At 72.2% G+C, this 25,307-nt stretch carries 20 protein-coding genes; 8 read left to right on the top strand and 12 right to left on the bottom strand.

The genetic code is table 11. From position 1 onward, the window contains the following. Positions 1 to 189 precede the first annotated feature (189 nt). The 4 genes from ACFZCP_RS11080 to fabI all read left to right on the top strand — a co-directional run bounded on the left by ACFZCP_RS11080 (position 190) and on the right by fabI (position 3,976). Positions 190 to 1,302, top strand: coding sequence for a fatty acid desaturase (locus tag ACFZCP_RS11080; RefSeq protein ID WP_391426097.1), 1,113 nt, complete (start codon positions 190 to 192; stop codon positions 1,300 to 1,302). A gap of 184 nt (positions 1,303 to 1,486) precedes the next feature. After that, positions 1,487 to 2,857, top strand: a complete 1,371-nt coding sequence (locus tag ACFZCP_RS11075) for an MFS transporter (RefSeq protein WP_391426095.1) — start codon at positions 1,487 to 1,489, stop codon at positions 2,855 to 2,857. A gap of 28 nt (positions 2,858 to 2,885) precedes the next feature. Then, on the top strand, positions 2,886 to 3,212 hold the full coding sequence (gene fdxA / locus ACFZCP_RS11070) for a ferredoxin (RefSeq protein WP_362700850.1): 327 nt from the start codon (positions 2,886 to 2,888) through the stop codon (positions 3,210 to 3,212). Further along, entirely contained in the window at positions 3,209 to 3,976 is a 768-nt protein-coding gene (fabI, locus tag ACFZCP_RS11065) for an enoyl-ACP reductase FabI (protein WP_391426093.1), read from the top strand. The genes fdxA and fabI overlap by 4 nt, the downstream gene beginning before the upstream one ends. A gap of 64 nt (positions 3,977 to 4,040) precedes the next feature. Here the strand turns inward: fabI and serS are convergent, their stop codons facing one another. From serS to ACFZCP_RS11005, 12 genes are all read right to left on the bottom strand, one after another. Beyond that, entirely contained in the window at positions 4,041 to 5,318 is a 1,278-nt protein-coding gene (serS, locus tag ACFZCP_RS11060; RefSeq protein WP_391426091.1) for a serine--tRNA ligase, read from the bottom strand. Beyond that, positions 5,311 to 6,789 carry an amino acid permease gene (locus ACFZCP_RS11055; protein ID WP_391426089.1) on the bottom strand — a complete coding sequence of 493 codons (1,479 nt, stop codon included), beginning with the start codon at positions 6,787 to 6,789 and terminating at the stop codon, positions 5,311 to 5,313. Before ACFZCP_RS11055 ends, serS begins: the two co-directional genes overlap by 8 nt. A 193-nt stretch (positions 6,790 to 6,982) precedes the next feature. After that, on the bottom strand, positions 6,983 to 8,203 hold the full coding sequence (locus tag ACFZCP_RS11050) for a beta-ketoacyl-ACP synthase II (protein ID WP_391426087.1): 1,221 nt from the start codon (positions 8,201 to 8,203) through the stop codon (positions 6,983 to 6,985). Further along, complete coding sequence (locus ACFZCP_RS11045; RefSeq protein WP_362700860.1) at positions 8,203 to 8,433, bottom strand: phosphopantetheine-binding protein; 231 nt, start codon at positions 8,431 to 8,433, stop codon at positions 8,203 to 8,205. Before ACFZCP_RS11045 ends, ACFZCP_RS11050 begins: the two co-directional genes overlap by 1 nt. A 67-nt stretch (positions 8,434 to 8,500) precedes the next feature. Continuing rightward, the gene (locus ACFZCP_RS11040) at positions 8,501 to 9,508 is read right to left on the bottom strand and encodes a beta-ketoacyl-ACP synthase 3 (protein WP_391426085.1); all 1,008 of its coding nucleotides are present in this window, start codon (positions 9,506 to 9,508) and stop codon (positions 8,501 to 8,503) included. Further along, complete coding sequence (locus ACFZCP_RS11035; protein WP_362700864.1) at positions 9,505 to 10,494, bottom strand: VlmB-like protein; 990 nt, start codon at positions 10,492 to 10,494, stop codon at positions 9,505 to 9,507. The genes ACFZCP_RS11040 and ACFZCP_RS11035 overlap by 4 nt, the downstream gene beginning before the upstream one ends. Further along, the gene (locus ACFZCP_RS11030; protein WP_391426083.1) at positions 10,491 to 11,036 is read right to left on the bottom strand and encodes a flavin reductase; all 546 of its coding nucleotides are present in this window, start codon (positions 11,034 to 11,036) and stop codon (positions 10,491 to 10,493) included. Before ACFZCP_RS11030 ends, ACFZCP_RS11035 begins: the two co-directional genes overlap by 4 nt. After that, a complete protein-coding gene (locus ACFZCP_RS11025; protein ID WP_362700868.1) occupies positions 11,033 to 11,566 on the bottom strand; it encodes a hypothetical protein in 534 nt (177 codons plus the stop codon). The genes ACFZCP_RS11030 and ACFZCP_RS11025 overlap by 4 nt, the downstream gene beginning before the upstream one ends. A gap of 21 nt (positions 11,567 to 11,587) precedes the next feature. Further along, a complete protein-coding gene (locus tag ACFZCP_RS11020; protein ID WP_391426081.1) occupies positions 11,588 to 12,070 on the bottom strand; it encodes an SRPBCC family protein in 483 nt (160 codons plus the stop codon). A gap of 2 nt (positions 12,071 to 12,072) precedes the next feature. Next, positions 12,073 to 13,377, bottom strand: coding sequence for an aminotransferase class III-fold pyridoxal phosphate-dependent enzyme (locus ACFZCP_RS11015; protein ID WP_391426079.1), 1,305 nt, complete (start codon positions 13,375 to 13,377; stop codon positions 12,073 to 12,075). A gap of 175 nt (positions 13,378 to 13,552) precedes the next feature. After that, positions 13,553 to 14,695, bottom strand: coding sequence for an acyl-CoA dehydrogenase family protein (locus ACFZCP_RS11010; RefSeq protein WP_391426077.1), 1,143 nt, complete (start codon positions 14,693 to 14,695; stop codon positions 13,553 to 13,555). Positions 14,696 to 14,727: 32 nt separating this feature from the next. Further along, complete coding sequence (locus ACFZCP_RS11005; protein ID WP_362700875.1) at positions 14,728 to 16,359, bottom strand: aldehyde dehydrogenase family protein; 1,632 nt, start codon at positions 16,357 to 16,359, stop codon at positions 14,728 to 14,730. A gap of 163 nt (positions 16,360 to 16,522) precedes the next feature. Here ACFZCP_RS11005 and ACFZCP_RS11000 point away from each other — a divergent pair, with 163 nt between their 5' ends. The 4 genes from ACFZCP_RS11000 (at position 16,523) to ACFZCP_RS10985 (ending at position 25,297) form a co-directional block, all read left to right on the top strand. Beyond that, the gene (locus ACFZCP_RS11000; protein WP_362700878.1) at positions 16,523 to 16,822 is read left to right on the top strand and encodes an acyl carrier protein; all 300 of its coding nucleotides are present in this window, start codon (positions 16,523 to 16,525) and stop codon (positions 16,820 to 16,822) included. Between the two features lie 11 nt (positions 16,823 to 16,833). Then, entirely contained in the window at positions 16,834 to 22,530 is a 5,697-nt protein-coding gene (locus ACFZCP_RS10995; protein ID WP_391426075.1) for an SDR family oxidoreductase, read from the top strand. 54 nt (positions 22,531 to 22,584) lie between these two features. Continuing rightward, a complete protein-coding gene (locus ACFZCP_RS10990; RefSeq protein WP_391426073.1) occupies positions 22,585 to 24,189 on the top strand; it encodes a long-chain-fatty-acid--CoA ligase in 1,605 nt (534 codons plus the stop codon). Positions 24,190 to 24,313: 124 nt separating this feature from the next. Beyond that, positions 24,314 to 25,297 (top strand): LLM class flavin-dependent oxidoreductase, encoded by a 984-nt coding sequence (locus ACFZCP_RS10985; RefSeq protein WP_391426071.1) that lies wholly within the window; start codon positions 24,314 to 24,316, stop codon positions 25,295 to 25,297. Positions 25,298 to 25,307 lie beyond the last annotated feature (10 nt).

The raw sequence follows: 25,307 nt of genomic DNA, 5'->3' as shown, positions 1-25,307 counted from the left end.
GGACACACGTTCGCCCGGCGGTCCGGGCCCGGGAGTACCGCACTGTGCCCCCGTCGCCCGGGTCCGCCGGGCGGATGCGCCCGCGACGGTGACCGCACGCGGGAGCCTTGTCGACTCGCGGCGCCCGCAGGTCCGCGGGGCAGCGGCGCCGCCGCCCGATCCGGGCACGTCTCCCAAGGAGAGCTACGCATGCAGCGTCCGCACATACAGGAAGCCGGGGCCCTGGCCACCGGCTCAGGAGCCGGCGCGGGACAGCGCACCGGCGCCTCGGCGACCTTCGCCGAACTGCTCAAACGCATCAAGGCCGAAGGCCTCCTCGACCTCGACCCGCGGTACTACGTGGGCAGGCTGGCCCTCAACACCACCCTGCTGCTGATCGGGTTCGCCGCCTTCTTCGAGCTGGGCGACTCCTGGTGGCAGCTCGTCACGGCCCTGTGGATGGGCCTGTGCGGCGGCCAGTCGGCGTTCATGTGGCACGACGCCGGCCACAAGGCGATGTTCCGCAGCAAGAAGGCCGCCTCCGCGGTCGGCTACATCCACGCCAACCTGGTCAACGGGGTCAGCTACGGCTGGTGGGTCAACCACCACAACAGGCACCACAGCAACCCCAACCACCTGGACATGGACCCGGACATCGGCCGGCGCACCGCCATCTTCGACATCAAGCAGTACCCGAGCCGCACCGGCACCCAGAAGATCGTGGTGCGCTACCAGAGCGTGCTGTTCTTCGTGCTGCTGGTGCTCGAGGGCTTCAAGATGCTGAAGACGGCGGTCCTGTCGATCGCCCAGGGCAAGACCAAGCGGCCCGCGCTGGAGACGTTCCTGATCCTGCTGCGCGCCGCCGTCTACCTGGGCCTCGTCTTCACCGTCCTGTCCCCGGCGCTCGCGGTCGCCTTCATCGTCGTCCAGCACGCCGCCCTCGGCGTCTACTTCGGGATGATCTTCGCCCCGAACCACAAGGGCATGCAGATCCGCGACGGCGAGGAGGAGACCCTGGACTGGCTGGAGCGCCAGGTCCTCACCTCCCGCAACATCCGGCCCAACTGGCTGGTCGACTTCCTCTACGGCGGGCTCAACTACCAGGTCGAGCACCACCTGTTCCCGGCGATGCCGCAGAAGAACCTGGGACGTGCCCGGGAGCTGACCATGCAGTACTGCGCCGAGCGCGGGGTGCCGTACCACGAGGTCGGGTTCTGGGCCTCCTACCGCGAGGTCGCGTCCTATCTGCACGAGGTCAGCGCGCCGGTGCGGCGCGGTGACGTGGACGAGCAGATCCGGCGCCGGGCCATGGAAGCGGCCTGATCCCGTCCGTCCCCCGCCCGGACCCCCATGCCCCCACACCCTCCCTCACCCCACACCCCCCACACCCCCACACCCCCACACCCCGGCCCCCGGGCCGCACGCCCGGGCCCGTCGGTGGCCCGGGCGGTTCCTTCCCGGGAGCGGCGTACGAACAGTCCCCAGCAGTTCCGAAGGAGCCAGCCCCATGTCCCAGACCACCACGGCGGCGGGCCAAGTCGCCGCTCCCGTCCCGATCGGGGTCCGCCTGGACCGCATGCCGATCACTCCCCTGCACCGCAGACTCACCGCGGTCATCGGCGTCGGCCTGTTCTTCGACACCTTCGAGAACAACCTGTCGGGCACCATCGGCAAGGTGCTGCAGAGCGGCTTCGGCTTCGGTGCCACCTCGCTCAAACTCGTCCTGGCCGCCGTGTTCGTCGGCCAGTTCATCGGTTCCCTGACGCTCGGCCGGATCGCCGACCGGTTCGGCCGGCGCCGGGCCTTCCTGATCAACCTCGCCATCTACTCGGTCTTCTCCCTGCTCGGCGCCTTCTCCCCGAACGCCGGCTGGCTGATCGCCACCCGCTTCCTCGCCGGCATCGGCATCGGCGCCGAACAGGCCCTGTCCGACTGCTATCTGGCCGACGTCCTGCCCGCGAAGAAGCGCGGCCGCTTCATCGCCTGGGCCTACACCCTCGCCTTCTGCGGAGTGCCCGCGGTGGGTTTCGCCGCGCTGTGGCTGGTGCCGCTGACCCCGCTGGGCGTGGCCGGCTGGCGCTGGCTGTTCGTGCTCGGCGCACTCGGCTCGGCCGTCGTGTGGGTGCTGCGCCGGCAGCTGATCGAGTCCCCGCGCTGGCTCGCGGCGACCGGCCGCACTGCGGAGGCCGAACACCTGGTGTCGCAGATGGAGGCGGAGGCCGCGGGCCGCGGACTGCCGCTGGATCCGCCCGCCCCGGCCGGGCCCGGCGCGACCACGGACCGCTTCCGGCTGCGGGACGTCGTCGGCCCCGGAATGCTCCGCCGCACGCTGGTGCTCTGGCTGTTCTCCGTGCTCTCGGTCGTCGGCTACTACGGCTTCGGCACGCTCGCCCCGCAGATCGTCGCCGCCAAGGGCTACGGCATCGTCGCGGGACTCGGCTTCACCGCGCTGTCCTTCCTCGGCTACCCGGTGGGCTCCGCGCTCGCCCTGCCCGTCGTGGACCGCATCGAACGGCGCACCCTGATCGCCCTGTCGGCGAGCGCCATGGTGGTGGCCGGGCTCGGCTTCGCCTACGCGGGCTCGGCGACGCAGATCGTCGTCTGCGGGTTCGCCTACACGCTGTGCAGCAACGTCTTCTCCAGCGTCTCGCACGTCTATCTGTCCGAGCAGTACCCCACCGCGATCCGCGCCACCGCCTCCGGCGCCGCCTACTCGCTGTCCAAACTCAGCGCCGCCGCACTGCCGTTCGTGCTGCTGCCGGTCCTGGACGCGCACGGCCCCGGCGCCCTGTTCGGCGTCATCGCCGCCTGCATGGCCGTCCTCGCCGGCACCGTCCTGACGCTCGGCGAGCGCACCACCGGCACACCGCTCAAGTGAACCACCGTATTTTACCGAGGAGTTGAGCATGGCCTACGTCATCGGACTGCCCTGCGTCGACGTCAAGGACCGTTCCTGCATCGACGAGTGTCCCGTGGACTGCATCTACGAGGGCCGCCGCGCCCTGTACATCCATCCCGACGAATGCGTGGACTGCGGCGCCTGCGAACCGGTGTGCCCGGTCGACGCCATCTACTTCCAGGACGACCTGCCCGAGGAGTGGGGCGACGACCACGCCTCCTCCAACGCCGCCTTCTTCGAGAACCTCGGCGCGCCCGGCGGCGGCAGCTCCGTCGGCCCCCAGGACCACGACTCCCCGCTGGTCAGCGCGCTGCCGAAGAAGGTGTCGGCATGAGTGGCCTCCTCGCCGGCAAGCGGATCCTGGTGACCGGGGTCGTCACGGACGCCTCCATCGCCTTCCACGTGGCCCGGATCGCCCAGGAGGAGGGCGCGGAGGTGCTGCTGACCGGCTTCGGGCGGCTCACCCTCATCGAGCGCTTCGCCTCGAAACTGCCCAGGCCCGCCCCGGTGATCGAGCTGGACGTCACCGACCAGGGCCACCTGGACAGCCTCGCCGGGCGGCTCGGCGAGCACACCGACTCCCTCGACGGCGTCGTGCACTCCATCGCCTACGGCCCCCAGGGCGCCTTCTCCTTCCTGGACGGCACCTGGGACGACGTGTCGACGGCCGTGCACATCTCGGCGTACTCCCTGAAGTCGCTGACCACCGCCTGTCTGCCGCTGCTGGAGCGGCGCGGCGGCTCGGTCGTCGGGCTCACCTTCGACGCGGCCGTCGCCTGGCCGCACTACGACTGGATGGGCGTCGCCAAGGCCGCCCTGGAGTCCACCAGCCGCTACCTGGCCCGCGACCTCGGCGGCCGGGGCATCCGCTGCAACCTGGTCGCGGCCGGACCGCTGCGCTCGATGGCCGCCAAGTCCATCCCGGGCTTCGCCGACCTGGCCGACGTCTGGACCACCGACCGGGCCCCGGCCGGCTGGGACCTCACCGACCCGGACCCGGCCGCCCGCGGCGTGGTCGCCCTGCTGTCGGACTTCTTCCCGCGCACCACGGGCGAGATCGTCCACGTGGACGGCGGGGTGCACATGATGGGCGCGTGAGCCACCGCCCGCAAAGGGGCGGGGGTCGAGGCCATGGCCTCGACCCCCGCCCCTTTGCGATGCGTTACTCGGTCGCCCCGCCCGGCAGGATCCGCCGGAACCCGGTGTACGGGACCAGGGCCTCGGGCAGCAGTACCGAACCGTCGTCCTGGACGCCCTGCTCCAGCAGCGCGGCCACCGTCCGTCCGATCGGCAGGGCCGAGCCGTTCAGGGTGGCCGCCGGGGTCTTGCGGCCGTCGGCCTGCCTGACCCGGATGTCGGCGCGCCGGGCCTGGAAGGTCCCGCAGTCCGACACCGAGGAGATCTCCCGGTAGGAGCCGCCACCGGGCAGCCACACCTCGATGTCGTACGTCATCCGCGCCGAGAAGCCCATGTCGCCCGCCGGCAGCAGCACCGTCCGGAAGGACAGTTCGAGCCGGCGCAGGCACTCCTCGGCGTGCGCGACCATCAGGTCCAGCTGCTCCTGGGCCGCCTGGGGGGAGCAGATCCGCACCAGCTCCACCTTCTCGAACTGGTGCAGCCTGAGCACGCCCCGGGTGTCCCGGCCGTACGCACCCGCCTCCGCGCGGAAGCAGGGCGTACGGGCGGTGAACGCGAACGGCAGGGCCCGCGCGTCCAGGAGCTGTCCGGCCACCAGGTTGGTCAGCGGCACCTCGGCCGTCGGGATCAGGAACAGCTCCCGGTCGCCGACCTGGGTGCGGAACAGGTCCTCCTCGAACTTGGGCAGCTGCCCGGTGCCCGTCATGGTGTCGCGGCCGACCAGGAACGGCACCGACTGCTCGGTGTAGCCGTGCTCGCGGGTGTGCAGGTCCAGGAAGAAGTCGCCGAGGGCCCGCTCCAGACGCGCCCCGGCACCGTGCGCGACGCTGAACCGGGCACCCGAGAGCCGGGCCGCCGCGGGGGAGTCCAGGATGCCGAGCGCCTCACCGATCTCGGCGTGGTGCCGGGCCCCCTCGGCCGGACGCGGGGCCGGACCGCCGCGTCGTATCTCCACCGCCTCCTTCTCCGAGTCGCCGTCCGGCACGGCGTCCAGCGGCAGGTTGGGGATGCCCAGCAGCAGGTCGGTCAGCTCCGCGGCGGCCGTGCGGGCGGCACCCTCCGCCTGCTGCACCTCGGTGCGCAGCGCCCGGGCGGCCTCCTTCTCGGCCTCGGTGGGCGGACCGGAACGGCGGGCCTTGGCCGTGCGGTTCAGCTCGGTACGCAGCCGCGTGACCTCCCCCTGGGTGGCCGCACGGGCGCGCAGCGCGGCCGTCAGGGCGTCCAGGTCCAGGTCGTAGCGGCGGCGGGCCAGGCGCCGTACGGCATCCGGGCCGGCCTCGATCAGCTGCTGGGCGTCATGCATGGCGGTCTCCTGACAGGGCGGAGGGGACGACGGGCGGCAGGTCCGGCACGGCGGTGTGCCTGAGCCCGAGCCCGCGGTAGCGCGCCGGCCGGGCCGAGCGCAGCCGGGCGGCGTACAGCAGGCCGCCCAGGGCCACCGCCGGCAGCAGCCAGGGCAGGGCGGCGATCACCCGGGACGGCGAACCGGTGAGCATGTCGAAGTTGCCGACCACCAGCCAGACGGATGCGGCCAGGCCCGCGAAGCCCAGCAGCGGGGCCACGGTGTCCCGCCACCAGTGCCCCTGCCCTCGGCCGCGCAACCGCAGCCCGAGGACGGACAGCGCGGCCAGTGCCTGCAGGGCGACGATGCCCAGGGTGCCCAGGCCGAGCATGCTGGTGGTCAGATCGGCGTACGGGTCGAGACCGGCGACGGCGAAACCGGCCACGACCACCGCGGTCAGCGCGCTCTGCGCGAGGCTCGCCAGGTGGGGCGAGCGGTGCCGGGGGTGCTCGGCGGCCAGCGCGGCGGGCAGCAGACCGTCCTCGGCGAGGACCTGGGCGTAGCGGTTGGCGGCGCTGTGCAGGGCCAGCGTCGCCGCGAACAGGCTGGTGCAGAGCAGGATCTGCAGCCCGGTGCTGCCCGCCTTGCCCAGGAAGTCGTCGCCGAGGACGAAGAAGAGGTCGCCCATCTGCTTGCCCGCGACCTCGCGCACCCGGTCGCTGCCCACGGCACCGACCGCGAGCCAGCTGGTCAGGGCGTAGAAGCCGGCGATCAGGACGACGGCCGCGTAGGTGGCGCGCGGCACGCTGCGCCGCGGGTCCTTCGCCTCCTTGCCGTACAGGGCGGCCGACTCGAAGCCGATGAAGGACACGAACGCGAACATCAGCGAGACACCCGCGCCGTGCCCGGCGGCGACGTGCGGCGAGAAGGAGGCGGCGGGCAGTGCGTGCACGCCGTGCCGGGCGAGGATCGCCACGTCCAGCGCGGCCAGCACCCCGATCTCGCCGAGCATCAACAGGGCCAGCACCCGGGCGCTGAGCGCGATCTCCCGGTACCCGAGCACGGCCGTCAGGACCAGTCCGACGGCCGCGCACCACTCCCAGGACACCGTCAGCCCGTGGGCGGCGAGCACCAGGTGGGTGAAGTAGCCGAGCGCGCCCGCCAGTCCGACGGTCGCGCAGTTGTAGGAGAGCAGGGCGACGTACCCGGCCGCGACCGCGGGCGGCCGGCCGAGCCCGTCGGCGACGGAGGCGTAGAAACCGCCGGAACCGCCGGTGCGACGGGCGCTGACCGCATACCCGACGGAGAAACACAGCAGGGTGACCCCGGCGAACAGGAAGGCCGCCGGCACACCCGCGCCGTCACCGAAGGCGAACGCGAGAGGAACGGTGCCGACCATGGCGGACAGCGGAGCCGCCGCGGCGACGATCAGAAACAGAATGTGCCCGGTACCGAGCCGAGGGGCCGGGGGTGGGGAACCACTGGTGGACATGAGGAACTCCAGGGACTCTCAAGGGATTTGGGGAGAGGGAGGGGAAACGGGGGACAGCCGTCCGCGGCGAACCAGCGGACGGCTGTCGGGATGCCCCGGCATGGGCGGCGCAGCCGCCCGACAAGGGGCGCGGGGAACTGCGCGACCAGCCACAGCCGGCCTGCAGACGAGCCACCGGCCCTGACGCGGAGCGCTAGGCGGGGGCGATCGCCAGTGCCGTGTTCTGCCCACCAAAACCCAGCGAGTTGCTCAGTGCCAGGTCGATCGGCATCTCGGTGACGGTCTGGGCCAACTTGATCTCGATCCGGGGATCGGGCATGACCAGGTTGGCGACGGGTGGAATGACCTCGTGCTCGACGCTCAGCACGGCGAACGCGGCCTCGACCGCGCCGGCGGCGCCGAGCAGATGACCGGTGACTCCCTTCGTGGAGGTGACCAGCGGATCCCCGCGCAGGGTCCGCCGGATCATCCGGGCCTCGGACAGATCGTTCAGCGGCGTCGACGTACCGTGCGCGTTGACGTGCTGCACATCGTCCGGATCGGCACCCGCATCGGCGAGCGCCGCCCGCACCGCGGCTTCGATCCCCGCACCGTCCGGATGCGGCGACGTCATGTGGTGCGCGTCGGCGGTCGCGCCGTAGCCGATGATCCGGCCGTGGACGTGCGCGCCCCGGGCACGTGCGTCCGCGACCCGCTCCATCACGAGGATCCCGGCGCCCTCGCCGGCGACGAAGCCGTCCCGGTCCACGTCGAAGGGGCGGGACGCGGACGCGGGGTCGTCGTGCCGCTTGGACAGCGCGCCCATTTGCGCGAACCCGGCCATGACCAGCGGGGTGATCATGGCCTCGCTGCCGCCGGCCAGCACGATGTCGCACCGGCCGAGCGCCAGCAGGTCCCGGGCCGTCCCGATGGCGGTCGCGCCCGACGCACAGGCCGTCGCCACCACCAGGTTGGGTCCGGTCGCCCCGAACTCGATGGCCGTCTGACCGGCCAGCATGTTCGGCAGCTGCATGGGCAGCAGCAGCGGCGACACGCGCTCGGCGCCGTGTTCGCGCAGCACATGGTGCTGGCTCTCGACGGTTCCCGGACCACCGTCGGCGCAGCCCAGCACCACTCCCACCCGCGCGCCGTCCCAGGTCTGCGGGTCCAGGCCCGCGTCGGCCACCGCCTCGTGCGCGGCGACCAGCGCGAACTGGACGAACCGGTCCAGGCGGTGCGCACGCCGCGCACTGAGCAGGGTCTCGGGGTCGAAGGCGGGTACTCGGCAGGAAATCTGTACGGGGTTGTCCGCCAACACCGGATCGAGGGCGGCGGCCGGCCTGCCGTCGCAGACCGCCGCCCAGCTCGGCCCGACCCCGATCCCACCCGGGGTGACCAGGCCGAGCCCGGTGACGGCGATGTCCATGCCGGCCATCAGACCGTCGCGCTCCGCTCCTCCATGAGCCGGACCATGTCTGACACGGTCTCGGCTTCCAGGAGGTCGTCGTCGCTGATGTCCAGGTCCAGCTCGGACTTCAGCAGCAGCGACAGCTCCACCACGGCCAGCGAGTCCAGCTCGATGTCCTCCCTGGTGGCCTCCGGAGTGATGGCCTCGGGCGACACCTTGAGCTTGTTGGACAGGATTTCCTTGAGCTGCTCCAGCATGTCGAATCCTTTCGAAGGTGTACGCGCCCCGCGTACCGCTGAATCGATATGAGTGACTGACGGTCGGTCAAATGGTCTGCAGCTCCGGCCAGACGACCGTGGCCGCGCCCCACGAAAGGCCTCCGCCGAACGCGGTGAGCAGCACCCGGTGGCCCGCGGTGAGCCGGCCCTCCGAGGTCGCCTCGGCGAGCAGCAGCGGAATCGAGGCGGCGCCGGTGTTGCCGACCCGCGCGATGTTGCTCAGCTGCCGCTCCGCGGGGATGCCGAGCCGGTCCGAGACGGCGTCCAGGATCCGGGCGTTGGCCTGGTGGGCCACCAACCGGTCGACGTCGTCCAGCAGCCAGCCCGCCCGTTCGGCGGCCTCGGTGGAGACGGCTGTCATGCGTTCCACCGCGTGCCGGTAGGTCTCCCGGCCGATCATCCGGAAGTAGTGGTCCTCCGGAGCCGCCGGCCGGTCGCCGGACCGCTGCCGGGAGCCGCCGGCCGGCACCTCGATCAGATGGCTCAGCTCGCCGTCGCTGCCGAGCACCAGTGGACCGATGGCCCCCGGCTCGTCGGGCGAGCCGGCGCGCAGCACCACCGCGCCCGCGCCGTCCGCGAAGATCACCGCGGTGGTGCGGTCCTCGGGGTTGATGATCGTGGTGAAGGCGTCCGCCGCGATCAGCAGCACCCGGTCCGCGATCCCGGCCGCGATGAGCCCGCCGGCCGAGGCCAGCCCGTACAGGAACCCGGAGCAGACGGCCGCCACGTCGAAGGCGGGCACCGCCCCGAGCCCCAGCCGCGCGGCCACCTGCGGTGCCGTCGCCGGGCAGGGCTGGTCCGGGGTGGTGGTGGCCAGCACCACCGCCCCGACCTGTTCGTCGCCCGCCGACTTCAGCGCCCTCAGGCCCGCCTCCACCGCCAGGTCGCCGGTGGAGGTGCCCGGGGAGACGAAGTACCGCTCGGCGATCCCGGTGCGCGACCGGATCCAGGCGTCGGAGGTGTCGAGCCGGGCAGCCAGGTCGTCGTTGGTCACCCGGTTGGGCGGGACGTACGACCCGATGCCGGTGACGACCGCCGCCTGCCCGGTACTCATGCGCCCGCCTCCGAGGCGAGGACCTCGACGGGCAGGCCCATGTACTTCATGCGGACCTCGGCCATCTCGTCGGTCCACCGCTCGGCCATGTCGTAGCGCTGCTCCGCGGTGGTGTCGAGGAGCCGGACGCCCGGCCAGACCTCGTAGTCGCCGATCAGGTCGGCGTGCTGGAACATGCCCTCCTGGAACAGTTCCTCGCGGTGGATGACGAACTCCCGGTCCGGGATCTCGTCCCACAGCTTCACGCCCGAGCGCAGGATCTCCAGCAGCCTCGGCCTGTACTCCGGGTGCTCGATCACGTGGTCGCGCAGGATGGTGCTGGCCACGGTGAGGTGGCGGATCTCGTCGATCGCGGTGCCGCGCGAGATCTCGCCGGTGGCGGGGGAGAGCGGGGTCCACTTGCGTTCGCTCAGCTCGGCCGCCGGGGCGAGCACGCCCTCGATGATGATGGCGAACACGGCGACCCCGCCGGGGAAGTCGGCCTGGTCGCGGACGATGTCCAGGGTGAAGTCCACCACCGGGTCCAGGACCCGCCGCCGGTAGTCCCGGGCCATCTCCTCGATGTCCTTGAGCAGGGTGCTCGCCGGGACGCCCAGCTCCACCAGGTGCTGGCGGAAGACCCGGGCGTGCCGGGCCTCGTCGATCAGCTGGGTGGCGTAGAACTCCATCTGCGGGATGCCGGGCGCGATGGACACGTAGTGGCCGAGCAGCCGGGTGGCCAGCTCCTCCGCCAGGGCCCGGAAGCCGAACTCCAGGACCAGCGCCTCGCGCAGCGGGCCGGGCGCCTTGAGGAAGTCCGGGGTGATCGCACTCTCGTGGTGGCCGGTCACCCCGCGCTCGCGCAGCGTGCCCTGGGCCACCGAGGTGATCCAGTAGGCGAGGTCGCACTCCTCGGGGCCGAGGGTGAGTTCCTTCGCGCCGTCCAGCAGACCGGGCGCCTTGTCCCAGTCGGCCTCGGGGGCTACGGGTACCGGATGTTCGGTCATGATGCGGCGGTCTCCTTCGCCGGGCGCAGGGTGCCGGCGCAGAGCCCGCCGGCGTAGCTGAACAGGGGGAGCCCGTCGTCCGCGGTGGCGCGGACGACGTGGCCGAGCAGCAGCTCGCTGTCGCCCGCCGTGTGCGCGGAGTGGAAGCGGCAGACGTAGTGCGCGAGTGCGCCCGCGATCAGCGGGGCGTGCGCGTACCGGTCCGCCGTCCAGGCCAGGCCGGTGAAGGCCGCGGCGCCGTCGGGACGGGAACTGTCAGCGAACCGCCGGGCCACGTCGGCCTGGTCGCCGCCGAGCACGTTGATCGCGAACCGCCCCTCGGCGGCGGCCAGCCGGGCGAAGGACGAACCCGCCCGCAGCACCACACCGATCAGCAGGGGCGAGCGCGAGACCAGCGTGACCGTGCTCGCGGTCGTGCCGTGCATCCGCTCCTCGGGGCCGGTGGTGAGCACCGACACAGGGGAGGCCAGGTGGTACAGGGCCCGGCGGCGTTCGGCCGGGTCCTGCCGGACCGCCCGCCGGACGTCGGTCGCGGTGGTCATCGCACGGCCTCCGTCTCGCGCACCACCGGCCGTGCCGGGACGTGCCCGACCGGCACCGGTTCCATCGCGTGGCCCACGGGCTTGGGATGGGCCAGGCCCAGGTCGTCGAGGAGGCGCAGATAGCCCTCCTGCCGCACCGGCTCGAAGGGCAGCGCGAAGGACTTCATGAAGTTGCCGAACAGACCGCGGTCGCCGAACAGGTGGAACGGCAGCACCAGCAGCGCCCACTCGGGCTTGACCAGCCAGCACCACAGCGCGGCCACCGCGCCCTGCGTGATGAGGCTGTGCATGACGTTGTAGAGGACGTAGTACGCCTTGTGGATCGGCCGGCCGCCGCTCTTGCGGAACGCGATGGCACCGGGGATGTAGCCGATCAGGTCGATGTAGAGGAACAGTCCGATCGCCGGCAGCCAGCGGATGTCACCGAAGTGGTAGACGATCATGCCGGTGGTGACGGCGAGGCCCACCAGGTACTCGGCGCGGTGCAGCGAGTAGGTGCGCGGTGTCTCGAACGGGTTCGCCTGGTCCATGGTCAGCTCCTCGGCAGATTCCTAGGCGCCGACCGCGGCGGGCTGGGTGAGTTCGATGCCGCCCTGGATGCGCACGGCCGGGTACAGCCCGGTCAGCGCCCAGGCGACGGTCTCCTTGATGACCCGCTCGGCGATCGGGTCGAGGATGCCCTCCAGGCTCGGGATGCCGAAGTCGAAGTCGGCGTCGAAACGGACCGCGACGTCGTCGCCGGACTGCTGGATCGACCAGGTCCCGGTGAACGAGTCGAAGTCGCCGTCGGACTGCTCGAAGCGGATCTCGCCGCTGTCGGGCAGCACCGTGTCGTCCTCGGTCCAGCGCAGCAGGCCGCTGCGGAAGTGCAGCTCCCAGCTGGAGGAGGCCTTCGGGTCGGGGTAGGAGGCGTGCACGGTGGTCGCGTTGACGTGGGGCGCCAGGTCCGGGTACTTCTCCCAGCGCCGTACGGCGTGCAGGACCGTTTCGGCCTGCTCCGCGGGTATCAGGGCATCGAGTTCGACGTGCCGCACGATCAGTTACCGCCTTCCGGCATCTTGGCCGCGCCCTTGATCAGGTCGCGGGTGGCCAGGTCGAAGGAGTCGACGAGGTAGTCCACGTCGGTGTCGTTCAGCACGGCGGGCGGGGTGAACCGCACCACCGAGCTGCCGTTCATGGAGTGGTTGGCGACCACGCCGTGGTTGAACAGCTCGATCAGCAGCTCGCCGGCCAGACCGGCCTCCACGAGCTCCACGCCGATCAGCAGGCCGCGGCCGCGCACGTCCACCACCAGCTCGGGGATGTTGCGACGGGCGACCTCCTCGATCCGCGGCAGCAGCCGGGCACCGAGGTCCATGGCCCGGGTCACCAGGCGCTCCTCCTTGACGGCGCGGATCGCGCCCTGCACCGCGGCCATCAGCACCGGCTGCCCGGAGAAGGTGGCGGTGTGGACGTAGGGGTCCTTGTCGAAGGGGCGGAACGCCTTTCGGGTGGCGACGGCCGCCGACACCGGCATCACGCCGCCGCCGAGCGCCTTGCCGGCGAGCAGGACGTCCGGGACGACGCCCTCGATGTCGGCGCCCCACCACTCGCCGAGCCGTCCGAAGCCGGACTGCACCTCGTCGAGGATGAGGAAGCCCTCGTACTCGCGGACCAGTTCCTCGACCCGCTTGAGGTAGCCCTTCGGCGGGATGATGACCCCGCCCTCGCCCTGCACCGGCTCCAGGATCACGCACACCTCGCCCGGGTGCGCCCGCAGCTCGGCCTCCAGGGCGTCGGCGTCTGCGAAGGGCAGGTGCTGGAAGTCGGGGACGAGCGGGCGGAACGGCGCCTGGTAGACGTCCTTCGCGGTCGCCGACAGGGCGCCCAGCGTCTTGCCGTGGTAGCCGCCGCGCATCGAGATCGTGCGCTTGAAGCCGTTCGCGCGGGCCAGCTTCAGACCGGTCTCCACCGCCTCCGCACCGGACAGCGCGAAGTGCACGCGGTCCAGACCGGCCGGCATCACCGACACCAGTGCCTCGGCGGCGCGGGCCACCGTCGGCTCCAGCAGGATGCGGGTCGCGGTGGGGTGGGTGCGCAGCTGGCGCTCCACCTCCTCCATCACGATCGGATGGCGGGCGCCCATGATGAACACGCCGTAGCCGCCGGCGTTCAGGAAGCGCTCGCCGTCGCTGGTGGTGAGCCAGGCGCCCTCGGACGCCACTTCCATGTGGCTGCCGAACAGCTCGGCGAGCGTGGCCCGGCCCTTGCTGAGGTGGGCCCGGTACAGGTTGAGGACCTCTGCCTCGTCGTCGGCGGCCGACGCCGCCGGCGCTTGGGGGGATTCCTGGATGATGGTCACTTGTCGCTCACTCCAAGGGATGTGGGTGGGGCGGGTCTCGGCCGGGCAGTCGGCCACGCCGGTGCGGTACGGCGCCCCGAGGGGCGCGGGGTCCTGTCGATGTGCGGCTCCGCCGCGTGGGCGCGACCAGCCACGACGGACCCGCAGTCGCCCACTCGGCTCTGCCGGCCGAGCTCTACGCCAGGACCAGCGGCCCCCCGCCGAAATACGCGAGAAGCGGCTCGGCGGCAGCGATGCGGGACGGCGGATGGAAGGCCAGCGCACGCGTCGCCGCAGCGGCCTGCGCACTCGCCGAGTTGCTGATGAAGTCCAGGCCGCCGAGCAGCTCCAGCGCCCGCCCGACGATGTCCGGCAGCGCGTTCTGCACGGCGTACCGGGCGACCAGCACCCGGGCCACCGACTCCTCGTCGCCGGGCTCCGTTCCGGTGCCCCGGGCCACGCCCTCCAGCAGGGCGAGGGCGGCCTCCATGTCGACGGCGAGCGCGGCCCGCTCCTCGGCACCGCCCCGCTTGCGCTCCAGCACCTGCTCCACCAGCGCGGCGGCGGAGCCCGCGTACCCGGCGGAGATCAGCATCTCGAACCACACGAACCCGGCCGACTGCAGGTCGTCCAGGCGCGTCGGGTCGTCGGCACCGGCCCGCACGACCATCTCCGCCGGGACGAACACGTCCTCCAGACGCACCTCGTCGCTCTCCGCGCCGGCCAGCAGGTCGTTGCCCCAGAAGTCGTGCACGGACATGCCGGGCGCGTCCGCCGGCACCAGCGCGAGCGCCAGCTCCGGCTCGCCGCCGTCCTCGCCGTGGATGGCGATCGACGCGGTGAGCAGGCTCATCGAACGGGACAGGCTGCACGGCTTCTTCGACCCGGACAGCAGGAACCCGTCCTCGACCGGCCGCGCGGTCACGGCCGGCTTGAGGATGTTCTGTGCGGTACGGCCCTCGGCCCAGCCGGAGGCCATCACCTGCTGCTCGGGCACGATCCGGTGCAGCAGCGCGGTCTGCGCATCCGTGAGCCGGCCCGACTTGACGGCCAGCGAGTAGAGCATGGCGGCGGTGAAGTGGTGCATGGACACGGCCGCGACCAGTGACGGAGAGAGCGCGCCGAGAGCCAGCTGGACCCGCAGCGCCTCGAGCGGGGCGGCGCCGTGGCCGCCGTAGGCCTCGGGTATGAGCAGGCCGACCCCGCCGTGGATGCGGAAGAGGTCGATCACGGGGCTGTTGGGCCGCTCCCGCTCGGCGTACGGAATCTGGTCCAGCTCCTTGAGCAGTCCGGGGTGGAACTGCTCGCACACGGTCCGGGCAGCATCGAGGGAACGCACGGGAATCCTCCGGAAGACGTCGAAACGGACTGTCAGGCGCCGAAGACCGCGTCGTACGGGCTCACGTCGCGGGCGATGCTGACTCCCTGCACATGGGAGGTCTTGAGCATCGGGTAGTTGGCCTCGCCGAACGCTCCGCCGGTGCGGCCGGTGCCGCCGTGGCTCGGCAGGTAGGGCAGGAAGCCGATGTGGGAGTCGTTGACCTTCAGCAGACCGCCGTTGACCACGCGGCGCACGAAGGTCTCGATGACGTGGTCCGAACGCGACCACAGGGAGTTGCGCAGCCCGTAGTCGTTGCTGTTGACGAACTGCAGGAAGGCTTCGAGGAGGGCGTCGTCGTTGTCGCGCTCCGCGACCACGATCGGGACCAGCGGGAAGAACGTCTCCTCACGGACCACGTCGTAGGTCCGCGCCCGGTCCAGGCCGTCCACCCGGACCACCGTCGGCTGCAGGAAGACACCCGTCTCCGACACCGTGCCGTCGACCTCGGTGCGGTTGCCGCCGGTGACCAGCTCGGCGCCGTTGTCCAGCGCCTGGCGCAGCAGCCGGAAGAAGCGCTCGCTGCGCCTGACCGGCGACAAAAGGACGTCCTCCTCCTCGGGCAGGCCCGGCTTGATGCCCTTGACCTGCTCCTTCACCTCGGCGATCAGCGCGTCGGCGATCTCCGGGTGCACCAGCACGTAGTTGGGGACCATGCAGATCTGCCCCGAGCCGTAGAAGGCCTCCGTGATGGCCTCGGCCGCCCACTTCACGTCGGCGTCCTTCCACACCACGATGCCGTCGTTGCCGGCGAGTTCGAGGATCGGCTTCTTCCCGTGCGCCACGCACTGCTGCTCGAAGCGCAGGCCCTCCTGGCTGCCGCCGATGTAGAAGATGTCGTTGATCAGCGGGTCGGCGATCCAGCGGTCCATGGTCTGCTTGGGGTTGGAGCACACCGCGTTGAGCACACCGGCCGGCGCGTCGGCCTCCTCCAGCAGCGGGGCGACGATGTCGCGCAGCAGCCACATGGTGGACAGCGCGATGCTGCGCGGCGCCCGCACCACCACGGCGTTGCCCGCCATGAGGGCCAGCACGCACAGGGCGGCGCTCGGCAGCGGGGCGTTCTGCGGCGGGTTGAAGGCGACCACACCGTCCGGCTGGCGCTGCAGGATCAGCTTGCGGCCGTTGTACTCCTTCTCGACCTGCATCTGCTTGGTGTACCAGCGCAGGGAGCCGGGGGCGTAGATCTGCAGCAGGCAGCTCAGCTCCCAGCGGGCGAGCTTGACCGGGTGGGACTCGGCGACCAGCATCCGCAGGAACTCGTCCTGGTGCTTGATGAGTTCCTCACGGAAGCGGGTGCCCAGCTGCATCCGCCGCTCCAGAGGTACGGCCGCCCAGTCGGGGGCGGCCGCGGCGGCGGCCTGGGTGGCCAGGTCGATGGCGGAGTCGTCCGCGATCGCGCAGCGCCCGACGACATAGGGGTGCTTGGCCGCCTCGGACTCCGGGTCCTGTTCGAGGGAGCGCTTCAGGCTCACGCTGGTGAATACGTCTTCCAGCAGGGAGCGCCCGCTGACGGTGTAGACCCATCCGTCTCCGGCGACGTCCTTGCCCGCGATGTAGAGGTCGTAACTCTTCAATCCGGAAGGTGCCTCAGCACTCTCCTCCTGCGCGGCTTCGCGAAGCATCTTCAGCCTTTCGGATATGGCGTGTGGATTTCTTGAAGCAGTGCGAGCCTGGCAGCGGAATCTGACCCCGCGCTGACACGTGGCTGACCGGCCTGATCAAGCCAACCCCAGCGGGTCCCGCGGTCGTCAGCGGGGCGTCAGGCGGCGCTGCTTGCATGGCCGCATGCCACCTGTCGACAGCACCATCGAGCGGTTGCGGGACCTGCCGCGCAGCGAACTCGCGGAAGAAATCGAGACACTCGTCCTGGAGAAGTTCAAGGTCGTTCTCCTCATGGACGAATCCGAGGATCTTCCTCTCGACGTCAGCTATTTCGATCTCGGCCTCACCTCGCTGCGGCTGACCGAGATACGGCAGAGCCTGGAACAGCTCCTGGATCTGTCGATCAACGTCAACGTGCTCTTCAACGAGCCGACGATCGCCCACCTCGTGGACCACCTGACCCAGGCCATCCAGGAAAGCTGAGGAGTCGTTCCATGCCGCGTACGGAATCAGAGCAGGCGCCCGAGCCGGTCGCGATCGTCGGAATCGGTCTGCGGTTCCCCGGCGGCAGCGGCTCGCCCGACGAGTTCGAGGCCTTCCTGCGGGAGGGCCGCAGCGGAATCGGCCCGATCCCCCGGGACCGCTGGGACGTCGAGGCGTTCACGCCCGAGGGCCCCGACGACAAGGGCAAGATCCGCGCCTCGGCCGGCGGATTCCTCGACCGCATCGACCTGTTCGACGCCGGCTTCTTCAACATCTCCCCGAAGGAAGCCCGCTACATGGACCCCCAGCAGCGGCTCCTCCTGGAGACCGCCTGGCAGGCCCTGGAGCACGCGGGCATCGACCCGGCGCCGCTGCGCCGCGGCAACGGCGGCGTGTACATCGGCGCCAGCTCCATCGACTACGCGCTGGAGCTGGACTCGCTGCCGTACGAGGAGCTGGACGGCCACCTGGCCTCCGGCATCACCATGTTCCCGCTCTCGGGCCGGCTGTCCTACTTCCTCGGCTGGCGCGGCCCGAGCATGAGCGTCGACACCGCCTGCTCGTCCTCCCTGGTCGCCATGCACCTCGCGGTCCAGGCGCTGCGCGCCGGCGAGACCGACATCGCCCTGTGCGGCGGCGTCAACGCCCTGCACCACCCGCGCATCCCGGTGATGTTCTCCAACGCCCAGATGCTCTCCCCGGACGGGCAGTGCAAGACCTTCGACGAGGCCGCCGACGGCTACGCGCGCGCCGAGGGCTGCGGCATCGTCGTCCTCAAGCTGCTCTGCGACGCCGAGCGCGACGGCGACCGCGTCCTCGCTGTCGTCCGCGGCACCGCCGTCGGCCAGGACGGCGACAGCGCCGGCCTGACCGTGCCCAACGGCCCCGCCCAGGAGAAGGTGATCCGCAGCGCGCTGGCCGCCGCCCGCCTCGCACCCGAGGACATCCAGTACGTCGAGGCGCACGGCACCGGCACCCCGCTCGGCGACCCCATCGAGTTCGGCGCCATCGGCGACGTGTTCGTCGACTCCCACACCAAGGACCGCCCGGTGCTGGTCGGTTCCGTGAAGACCAACCTCGGCCACATGGAGCCCGCCTCCGGCATCGTCGGTGTCATCAAGACGGTGCTCCAGCTGCGCTCCGCCACCGTCTACCCGCACCTCAACCTCACCACCCCCTCCGGGCGCATCCCCTGGGACCTGTACCCGGTGCGCATCCCCACGGCCCCCGAGCCCTGGGAGGCGGACGTGAGGCGGGCCGTCGTCAACAGCTTCGGCTTCGCCGGGACCATCGGCGCGGTGGTCCTGGAGCAGGCACCCGAGCCGGAGGAGCGGCCGCAGGACGAGGCCGGCGCCGCGCCGGTGTTCACCCTGTCCGCGAAGAACGCCACCGCCCTGCGCGAACTCGCCGCTGAATACCGGCAGTTGCTCCAGGATCAGCCCGACCTCCCGGTGGCCGCGCTGTGCCACAGCGCCAACACCACCCGCGCCCACCACCCCTACCGCGTCGCCGCGCCCGTCACCGACCGCGCCGCGCTGGAAAAGCTCCTCGACCGGGCCGCCGAGCAGGAGCACGAGGGGCCCTCGGGCATCCGCAAGACCGCGTTCATGTTCACCGGCCAGGGCTCCCAGTACGCCGGCATGGGCGCCGCCCTCTACGAGGCCTTCCCCGAATTCCGCAGCCAGGTCGACGAGTGCGACCGGCTGTTCTCCGCACACCTCGGCCGCTCCGTGCGCGAGCTGCTCCTCGGCACCGCCGACGACCCCGGGGCCATCGACCGCACCGAGTACACCCAGCCCGCCCTGTTCACCCTGGAGTACGCCCTCGCCCAGCAGTGGATGGCCTGGGGCGTGCGCCCGAACGTGCTCCTCGGGCACAGCATTGGCGAGGTCGTCGCCGCGGCCGTCGCCGGACTCTTCAGCCTGCCCGACGCCGTCACGCTGGTCGCGGCCCGCGCCCGGCTGATGCAGTCGGTGCGCAGCGAGGGCGGCATGGCCGCGATCACCGCACCCGTCGAGGAGGTCGCCCCCCTGCTGGAGGGCCACGCCGACCTGGCGCTGGCCGGGATCAACGCCGTCGACCAGACCGTGATCTCCGGCGCCACCGCCGCCCTCGACGAGGTCGTCGCCCACTTCACCGAGCAGGGCGTGCGCGTCGAGAGCCTGAAGGTCTCGCACGCCTTCCACTCACCCCTGATGGCCGAGGTCTACGACGACTTCCGCGCCGCCCTCGACGGCATCACCTTCCACGAGCCGAAGATCAGCCTCATCTCCAACGTCACCGGACGCCTCGCCCGGTTCCGCGAGATCGGCGACCCGGACTACTGGGTGCGGCACATCGGCGAGCCCGTCCGCTTCCTCGACGGCATCCGCGCCGTCGCCAAGCGCGGCAGGCACGCCCTGATCGAGGTCGGCCCGCAGGCCGGGCTCACCGCGCTCGCCCGGCGCAGCGTCACGGTCGAGGACCACCTGTGGCTGGCCAGCCTGCGCCGCCGCGACACCACCATCGAGACCACCCTGACCGCGCTCGCCGGCTACTACGCCGACGGCCTGGCCGTGTCCTGGGACGGCTACCACGCCGGCCGGCCCGCCCCCGCCCGGGTGGACCTGCCGACCTACGCCTTCCAGCGCAAGCGCTACTGGCTGCCCTCCGTCACCCCCCGCCGGTCGGCCGCGAACGGCACCGCACGGCACCTGCTGCTCGGCATCGAGGAGCGGTTCGCCAGCGGAGTGCGGGAGTTCAACGCGGAGTTCACCACCGAGGAACTCGGGGCGCTCGCCGACACCGCAGACGGCGGCCGTACCGTCCTGCCGGCCGGTGCCTATGTCGACCTGCTGCTCGCCGCCCAGGACGCCGTCCAGGGCCATGCCCGCTCCGCCGTCCGGGACCTGAGGCTGCTCGCCCCGCTGGAGCTGCCCGCCGAGACCATGACCGCGCTGACCACCCGCTGGCGGCCGCGCCCCGGCGGCGGCGCCGAGGTGGAGGTGTTCACCGTCGTCGGCGGCGAGGAGAACCTGCACGCCACCGCCGTCGTCGCCGCCGAACGCGAACCCCTCGTGCCGGTGTCGGAGCTGGCCGAACTGGACGCCACGCTCGCCCCGGCCGGGCAGCAGATCGACGACGAGGACATCTACACCGACCTCGCCTCCGTCGGCCGCCCGCAGGGCCCGAGGATGCGGCTGCTGCTGCGCGCCGCCCGGCACGGCGACGGCCTGGTCACCGGCGAGCTGACCGGCCGCGACGCCACCGCCGTCGAGCACGTCCCGGCCGAACTGCTGGAGGCCGCCGTCCAGGCCCTGGTCGTCCTCGACCCCGAGGGCCCGGTGTTCGTGCCGCGCGAGATCGCCTCCGTACGGCACTTCCGCAAGCCGCGCGGCGAGAACCTGCGTGTCCTCGCCCGGATCCGCGGCGACCTGGACCGGCGCCTGGCCGACGTCCTGCTGCTGGAGAACGGCGACCCGGTCGCCGAGCTGCTCGGCGTGCGCATGGCCCGCCCCGAGGGCCGCACCGGCCGCCGCCAGTTCCTGCACCGGCCCGAGTGGGTGCGCCGGGCGCTGCCGGCCAAGGAGCACGCACCGGCCCGGCACGTCGTCCTGCTCGACCCCTCCGCGGTCCGGGCCGCGGAACTCGCCGCCGAGCCCGGCCTGAAGGTCACCTGGCTGCCCGACCCCACCGACCTCAAGGCCGCCCTGGAGGACCCCACCGTCACCGACGTGTGCCGGATCTGGCACCAGCGCCCGGCACCGATGTCCGCCGGCCGGCTGCGCGCCGAGTGCGAGGACAACTACCACGAACTCCTCACCCTCATCGGTGCGTTGGACGCCTCCGGCGCACCCCGGCCGCCCCGGCTGTGGCTGGTCACCGAGGGCGCCCAGTGGCTGCCCGGCGACCCGGCGGGTGACGGCGGGCACCTCGGCGCCGCCACCCTGTGGGGCTTCGGCCGGGTGCTGCTGACGGAGTACCCGCAGTACCGGGCGACCCTCGTGGACCTCGCCCCGGGCAGCGGTCTCGCCCCGCTGGCCGACGAGTGGCGCACCGAGCCGCCCGGCGAGTACCAGGTCGCCCACCGTCCAGGCCGCCGCTATGTGCGCCGGCTGCTCGCCGGAGACTCCACGCTGACCTGGACGGGAGGCTTCGAACTGCGCGCCCCCGACTCCGGGGACCTCTCCGACCTGGCCCTGGCCTCGGTCACCGACCGTGCGCCCGAGGCCGAGGAGGTCCAGGTCCGGGTGCACACCGTCGGCCTGACCGCCGAGGACGCCCGCACCGCCCTGGACACCGGCCGCGCCGAACGCGCGGAGGAGGACGCGGCGGAGGAGGAACCGCCGCCGCTGCTCGGCCGGCTGGCCCGCGGCACGGTCCTCGCCGCGGCCTCCGGTACCGGTTTCGAGACCGGCGACGAGGTCCTCGTCCGGCACGACGGCACGTTCCGCTCCACGCTCACCGTCCCCGCGGCGGCCGTCGTCCACGCCACCGGCTCCGACGACACCGCACCCTGCTTCCGCCTCGACGAGACCGGCGAGGCCCTGCGCACCGCCCTGTCCGACCCGGCGGGACGGACCTGGGTGACCCTGCCGGAGGACCCGGCCGGGGAGCAGACCGACCCCGTCGACGAGGGCCCGGCCGGGCTCCGCCCCGACCGCACCTACCTCGTCACCGGCGGTCTCGGCGGCCTGGGCCTGGTCACCGCCCGCAAGCTGGTCGCCCTCGGCGCCCGGCACCTGACCCTGGTCAGCCGCAGCGGCCGGGCCACCGAGGAGGCCTCACCGGTCCTCGCCGACCTCGCCGCCGACGCCGAGATCGACGTCGTACGGGCCGACATCTCCCGCGACGAGGACGTCCAGCGCCTGGTACGGCACCTGGCGGCCGGGCCGTACCCGCTCGGCGGGATCGTGCACGCGGCCGGCTCCTACGACAAGAAGCTGATCTCCGAGCTGACCTGGGAGTCGATCGACGCCCAGCTGGCCGCGAAGGCCTACGGCGGCTGGCTGCTGCACGAGGCCGCCGAGGACTCCTTCCCCGAGCTGGAGTTCTTCGTCACCTACTCCTCCATCGCCTCCGTCCTCGGCGGCGCCACCCAGGGCCACTACGCCGCCGCCAGCGCCGCACTCGACGCACTCGCCGAGTGGCGCAGCCGGCGCGGTGTGCCGGGGCTCTCGGTGAACTGGGGCGCCTGGGCCAGGGTCGGCATGTCGGCCCGGCTGGAGGAGCACCTGAGCCAGGAGATCGAACGCAGCGGCGTCCGCTTCTTCTCCCCGACCCGGGCCCTGGACACCCTGGCCCGGCTGTGGGGACGGCCGCGCACCCAGCGGATCGTCGGCGAGTTCGACTGGGACCGCTATGTGGCGGGCAGCGCCACCGGCGACCTGCTCTACGACCGGCTCGCCCGCCAGGCCCCCGACGACGACGGCGGTCTCGACCTCACGGCGCTCGCCGCCCTGCCCGAGGCCGAACGCCTGGCCGCCGTCACCGGCACGGTCCGCGAGAAGGTCGCCGCCGTCCTGCACCTGGAGGAGGGCGACGAGCTGGACGTGTCCACCGAGTTCGTCTCGCTCGGCCTGGACTCCCTGATGGCCCAGCAGGTCAAGTCGGCGCTGGAGCAGACCTTCCGGCTGGCCCTGCCGGCCTCCCTCACCCACGACCACCCCACGGTCCGCGCGCTGGCCCAGTTCGTCGACGGGCTGCTCGGTCCGGTACCGGCAGCGTGACAGAGCTGGGGGGCGTCCTCGACAGGGGACGCCCCCCAGGGACGGGAACCCACCATGACTGACATACCGCGGGAGCGCTGGACGCTCCACCACTCCTCCCGGGCCCACGCCGGAAGCCGCCCGGACCACCCGGCGATCATCTGCGAGGGCCGCGTCACCACCTACGACAAGCTCCACCGCGACAGCAACCAGGCCGCGCACGCCCTGCGCACCAGCGGGATCCGACGCGGCGACCGGGTCGCCTACCTGGGCCGTGAGTCGGCGAACTACTACCTGGTGATGATCGCCTGCGCCAAGGCCGGCGCGGTCCTGGTGCCGGTCAACTGGCGGCTCACCCCGAGCGAGGTCGACCACATCCTGCGCGACTCGGGCGCCGCCCTCATCTTCGTCGACGACGAGTTCTGGGACACCGTCGCCACCGTCCGCCACCAGCTGCGCGGCCTGCGCAAGGTGATCCGGGTCGACGGCACCGACGCCGACGGCGAACCCGCCCGCGGCGCGGGCCTGCCCGCCTGGGCCGCCGACCAGCCCGACTCCGACCTCACGCCCGGCACCGGCCCCGACGACGCGGTCGTCCAGATCTACACCAGTGGCACCACCGGCCTGCCCAAGGGCGCGGTCCTCGCCCACCGCAGCTTCTTCACGCTGCCGCACGCGAGCCGCGAGCAGGGCGTGGACTGGATCGACTGGCTGCCCGAGGACGTCGGCCTGATCTCCCTGCCGGGTTTCGGCGTGGCCGGCATCGGCTGGTTCCTGCACACGTTCAACGCCGGCGGCACCAACGTGATCATGCCGCAGTTCGACCCGCAGGAAGCCGTACGCCTCATCCGCGAACACCAGGTCACGACCACCTTCGCCGCCCCGGCCATGCTCCAGGCGATGGCGGCCGAACGCGGCGCCGGACCCGAGGCGTTCGCCTCCCTGCGCAAGATCGCCTACGGCGCCGCCCCCATGTCCGAGACGCTGCTCAAGCAGTGCCTGGAGACGTACCGCTGCGAGTTCGCCCAGATCTACGCCAGCACCGAGACCGGCAGCGTGGCCGTCTGCCTGCCGCCCGGGGCCCACCACCCCGGCAGCACCGTGCTCACCTCGGTCGGCAAGGCCTGCCCCGGCAACGAGATCAAGGTGGTCGGCCCCGACGGCGAGACCGTCCCGGCCGGCACCATCGGCCAGATCTGCGTCCGCGCCCCCTCCCGGATGCTCGGCTACTGGAACCTGCCCGAGGCCACCGCCCGCACCCTGGTGGGGGAGTGGCTGCACATGGGCGACGCCGGCTACCTCGACGAGGACGGCTACCTCCACCTGTGCGACCGCATCAACGACACGATCATCGTCGCCGGGCAGAACATCTACCCCGCCGAGGTCGAGAAGGCGCTGGCCGCGCACCCGGCGGTCGCCGACGCGGCCGTGGTCGGACTCCCCGACGAGCGCTGGGGCGAGAGCGTGCACGCGGTGGTGGTCCTGCGCCCCGGCGCGAGCGCCACCCCCCGCGAACTCCTGCTGTCCCTGCGCGGCCGCATCGCCGACTACAAGATCCCCGGCACCTACCACTTCACCGACTCCCTGCCCCGCAACCCGTCCGGCAAGATCCTGCGCCGCGCGGTGAGGCAGCAACTGACAGCCCCGGCCAGGGACGCACTGAAGGCAACGGTCGTCTGACAACACCGCTCGCCGAGAAAGGAAACACCGCATGCCTTCGAACTCCGTCGAGAATCCAGGGGCGCGGGGAACTGCGCGACAAGCCACGACGCACACGCGGTCCGCAACGGATGCGAACCCGCCCTTGCAGATCGGCATCCTCCTGCCCACCCGGGAGCAGGCCATCAACGGCACCTACGCCGCAGCCCCACTGCTCGACTTCGCCCGCCAGGCGGAGGCCCTCGGCTTCGACTCCCTGTGGGCGGGCGACTCCCTGACCGCCCGCCCCCGTCTGGACCCCCTCGTCGTCCTCTCGGCCGCCGCGGCGGCGACGACGCGCATCACGGTCGGCACCGCCGCCCTCACCCCCGCGCTGCGCCACCCCCTCATCGGCGCCAACATGGCCGCGAGCCTCAGCCATGTCGCCGCCGGCCGGCTGATCCTCGGCCTCGGCTCGGGCTTCCCGATGGCCGAGACGGAGGAGGAGTTCGCCTCGGTCGGCGCCTCCTTCCAGGGCCGCGTGGGCCGTCTCGACGAGATCACCGCGCTGTGGCGAACGGCCTGGCGGTCGGGCGAGGACGGCGAACCCGCCGAGTTCGAGGGCAGGTTCTGGCAGGCGGAGAACCTGGACCGGCTGCCGTCGCCCGCGGTCCCCGGCGGGCCGCCGCTGTGGCTGGCCGGCAGTGACACCCCGAAGGTCCTCGCCCGCGCGGCGACCCGGTACGACGGCTGGCTGCCCTTCCTCCCGGACGTCGACGCCTACGCCCGGGCCGGCCGCCGCCTCGGGGAACTCGCGGCGGAGGCAGGCCGGACGGTGACACCCGCGCTGTACGCCACGGTCACGGTCAACGCCGACGAAACCGCGGCCAGGGCCGAACTGGAGCACTACATAAGCCACTACTACGGCCGCTCCCTGGACCAGATGCGGACCATCCAGGCCTACGCCTGGGGCAGCGCCGAGAAGTGCGCCGAATGGCTCGGCGGCTATGTCCGCGCCGGTGCCCGGCACCTGGTCGTGCGGATCGGATCCCTCGACCCCGAGCCGCAGTTGAAGGAGATCGCCGAGGTGCTGCTGCCCGCGGTACGCGCCCTCGATCCGTCCACCACCGTTGGGAGTACGCAGTCGTGACCACCGCCAT

Origin of the sequence: Streptomyces sp. NPDC007971, assembly GCF_042958635.1 — a bacterium.
In the GTDB taxonomy this organism is placed as follows: Bacteria; Actinomycetota; Actinomycetes; order Streptomycetales; family Streptomycetaceae; genus Streptomyces.
Note: the sequence above shows the minus strand (reverse complement) of the source record. Positions and strands in the feature narration are given on the sequence as shown.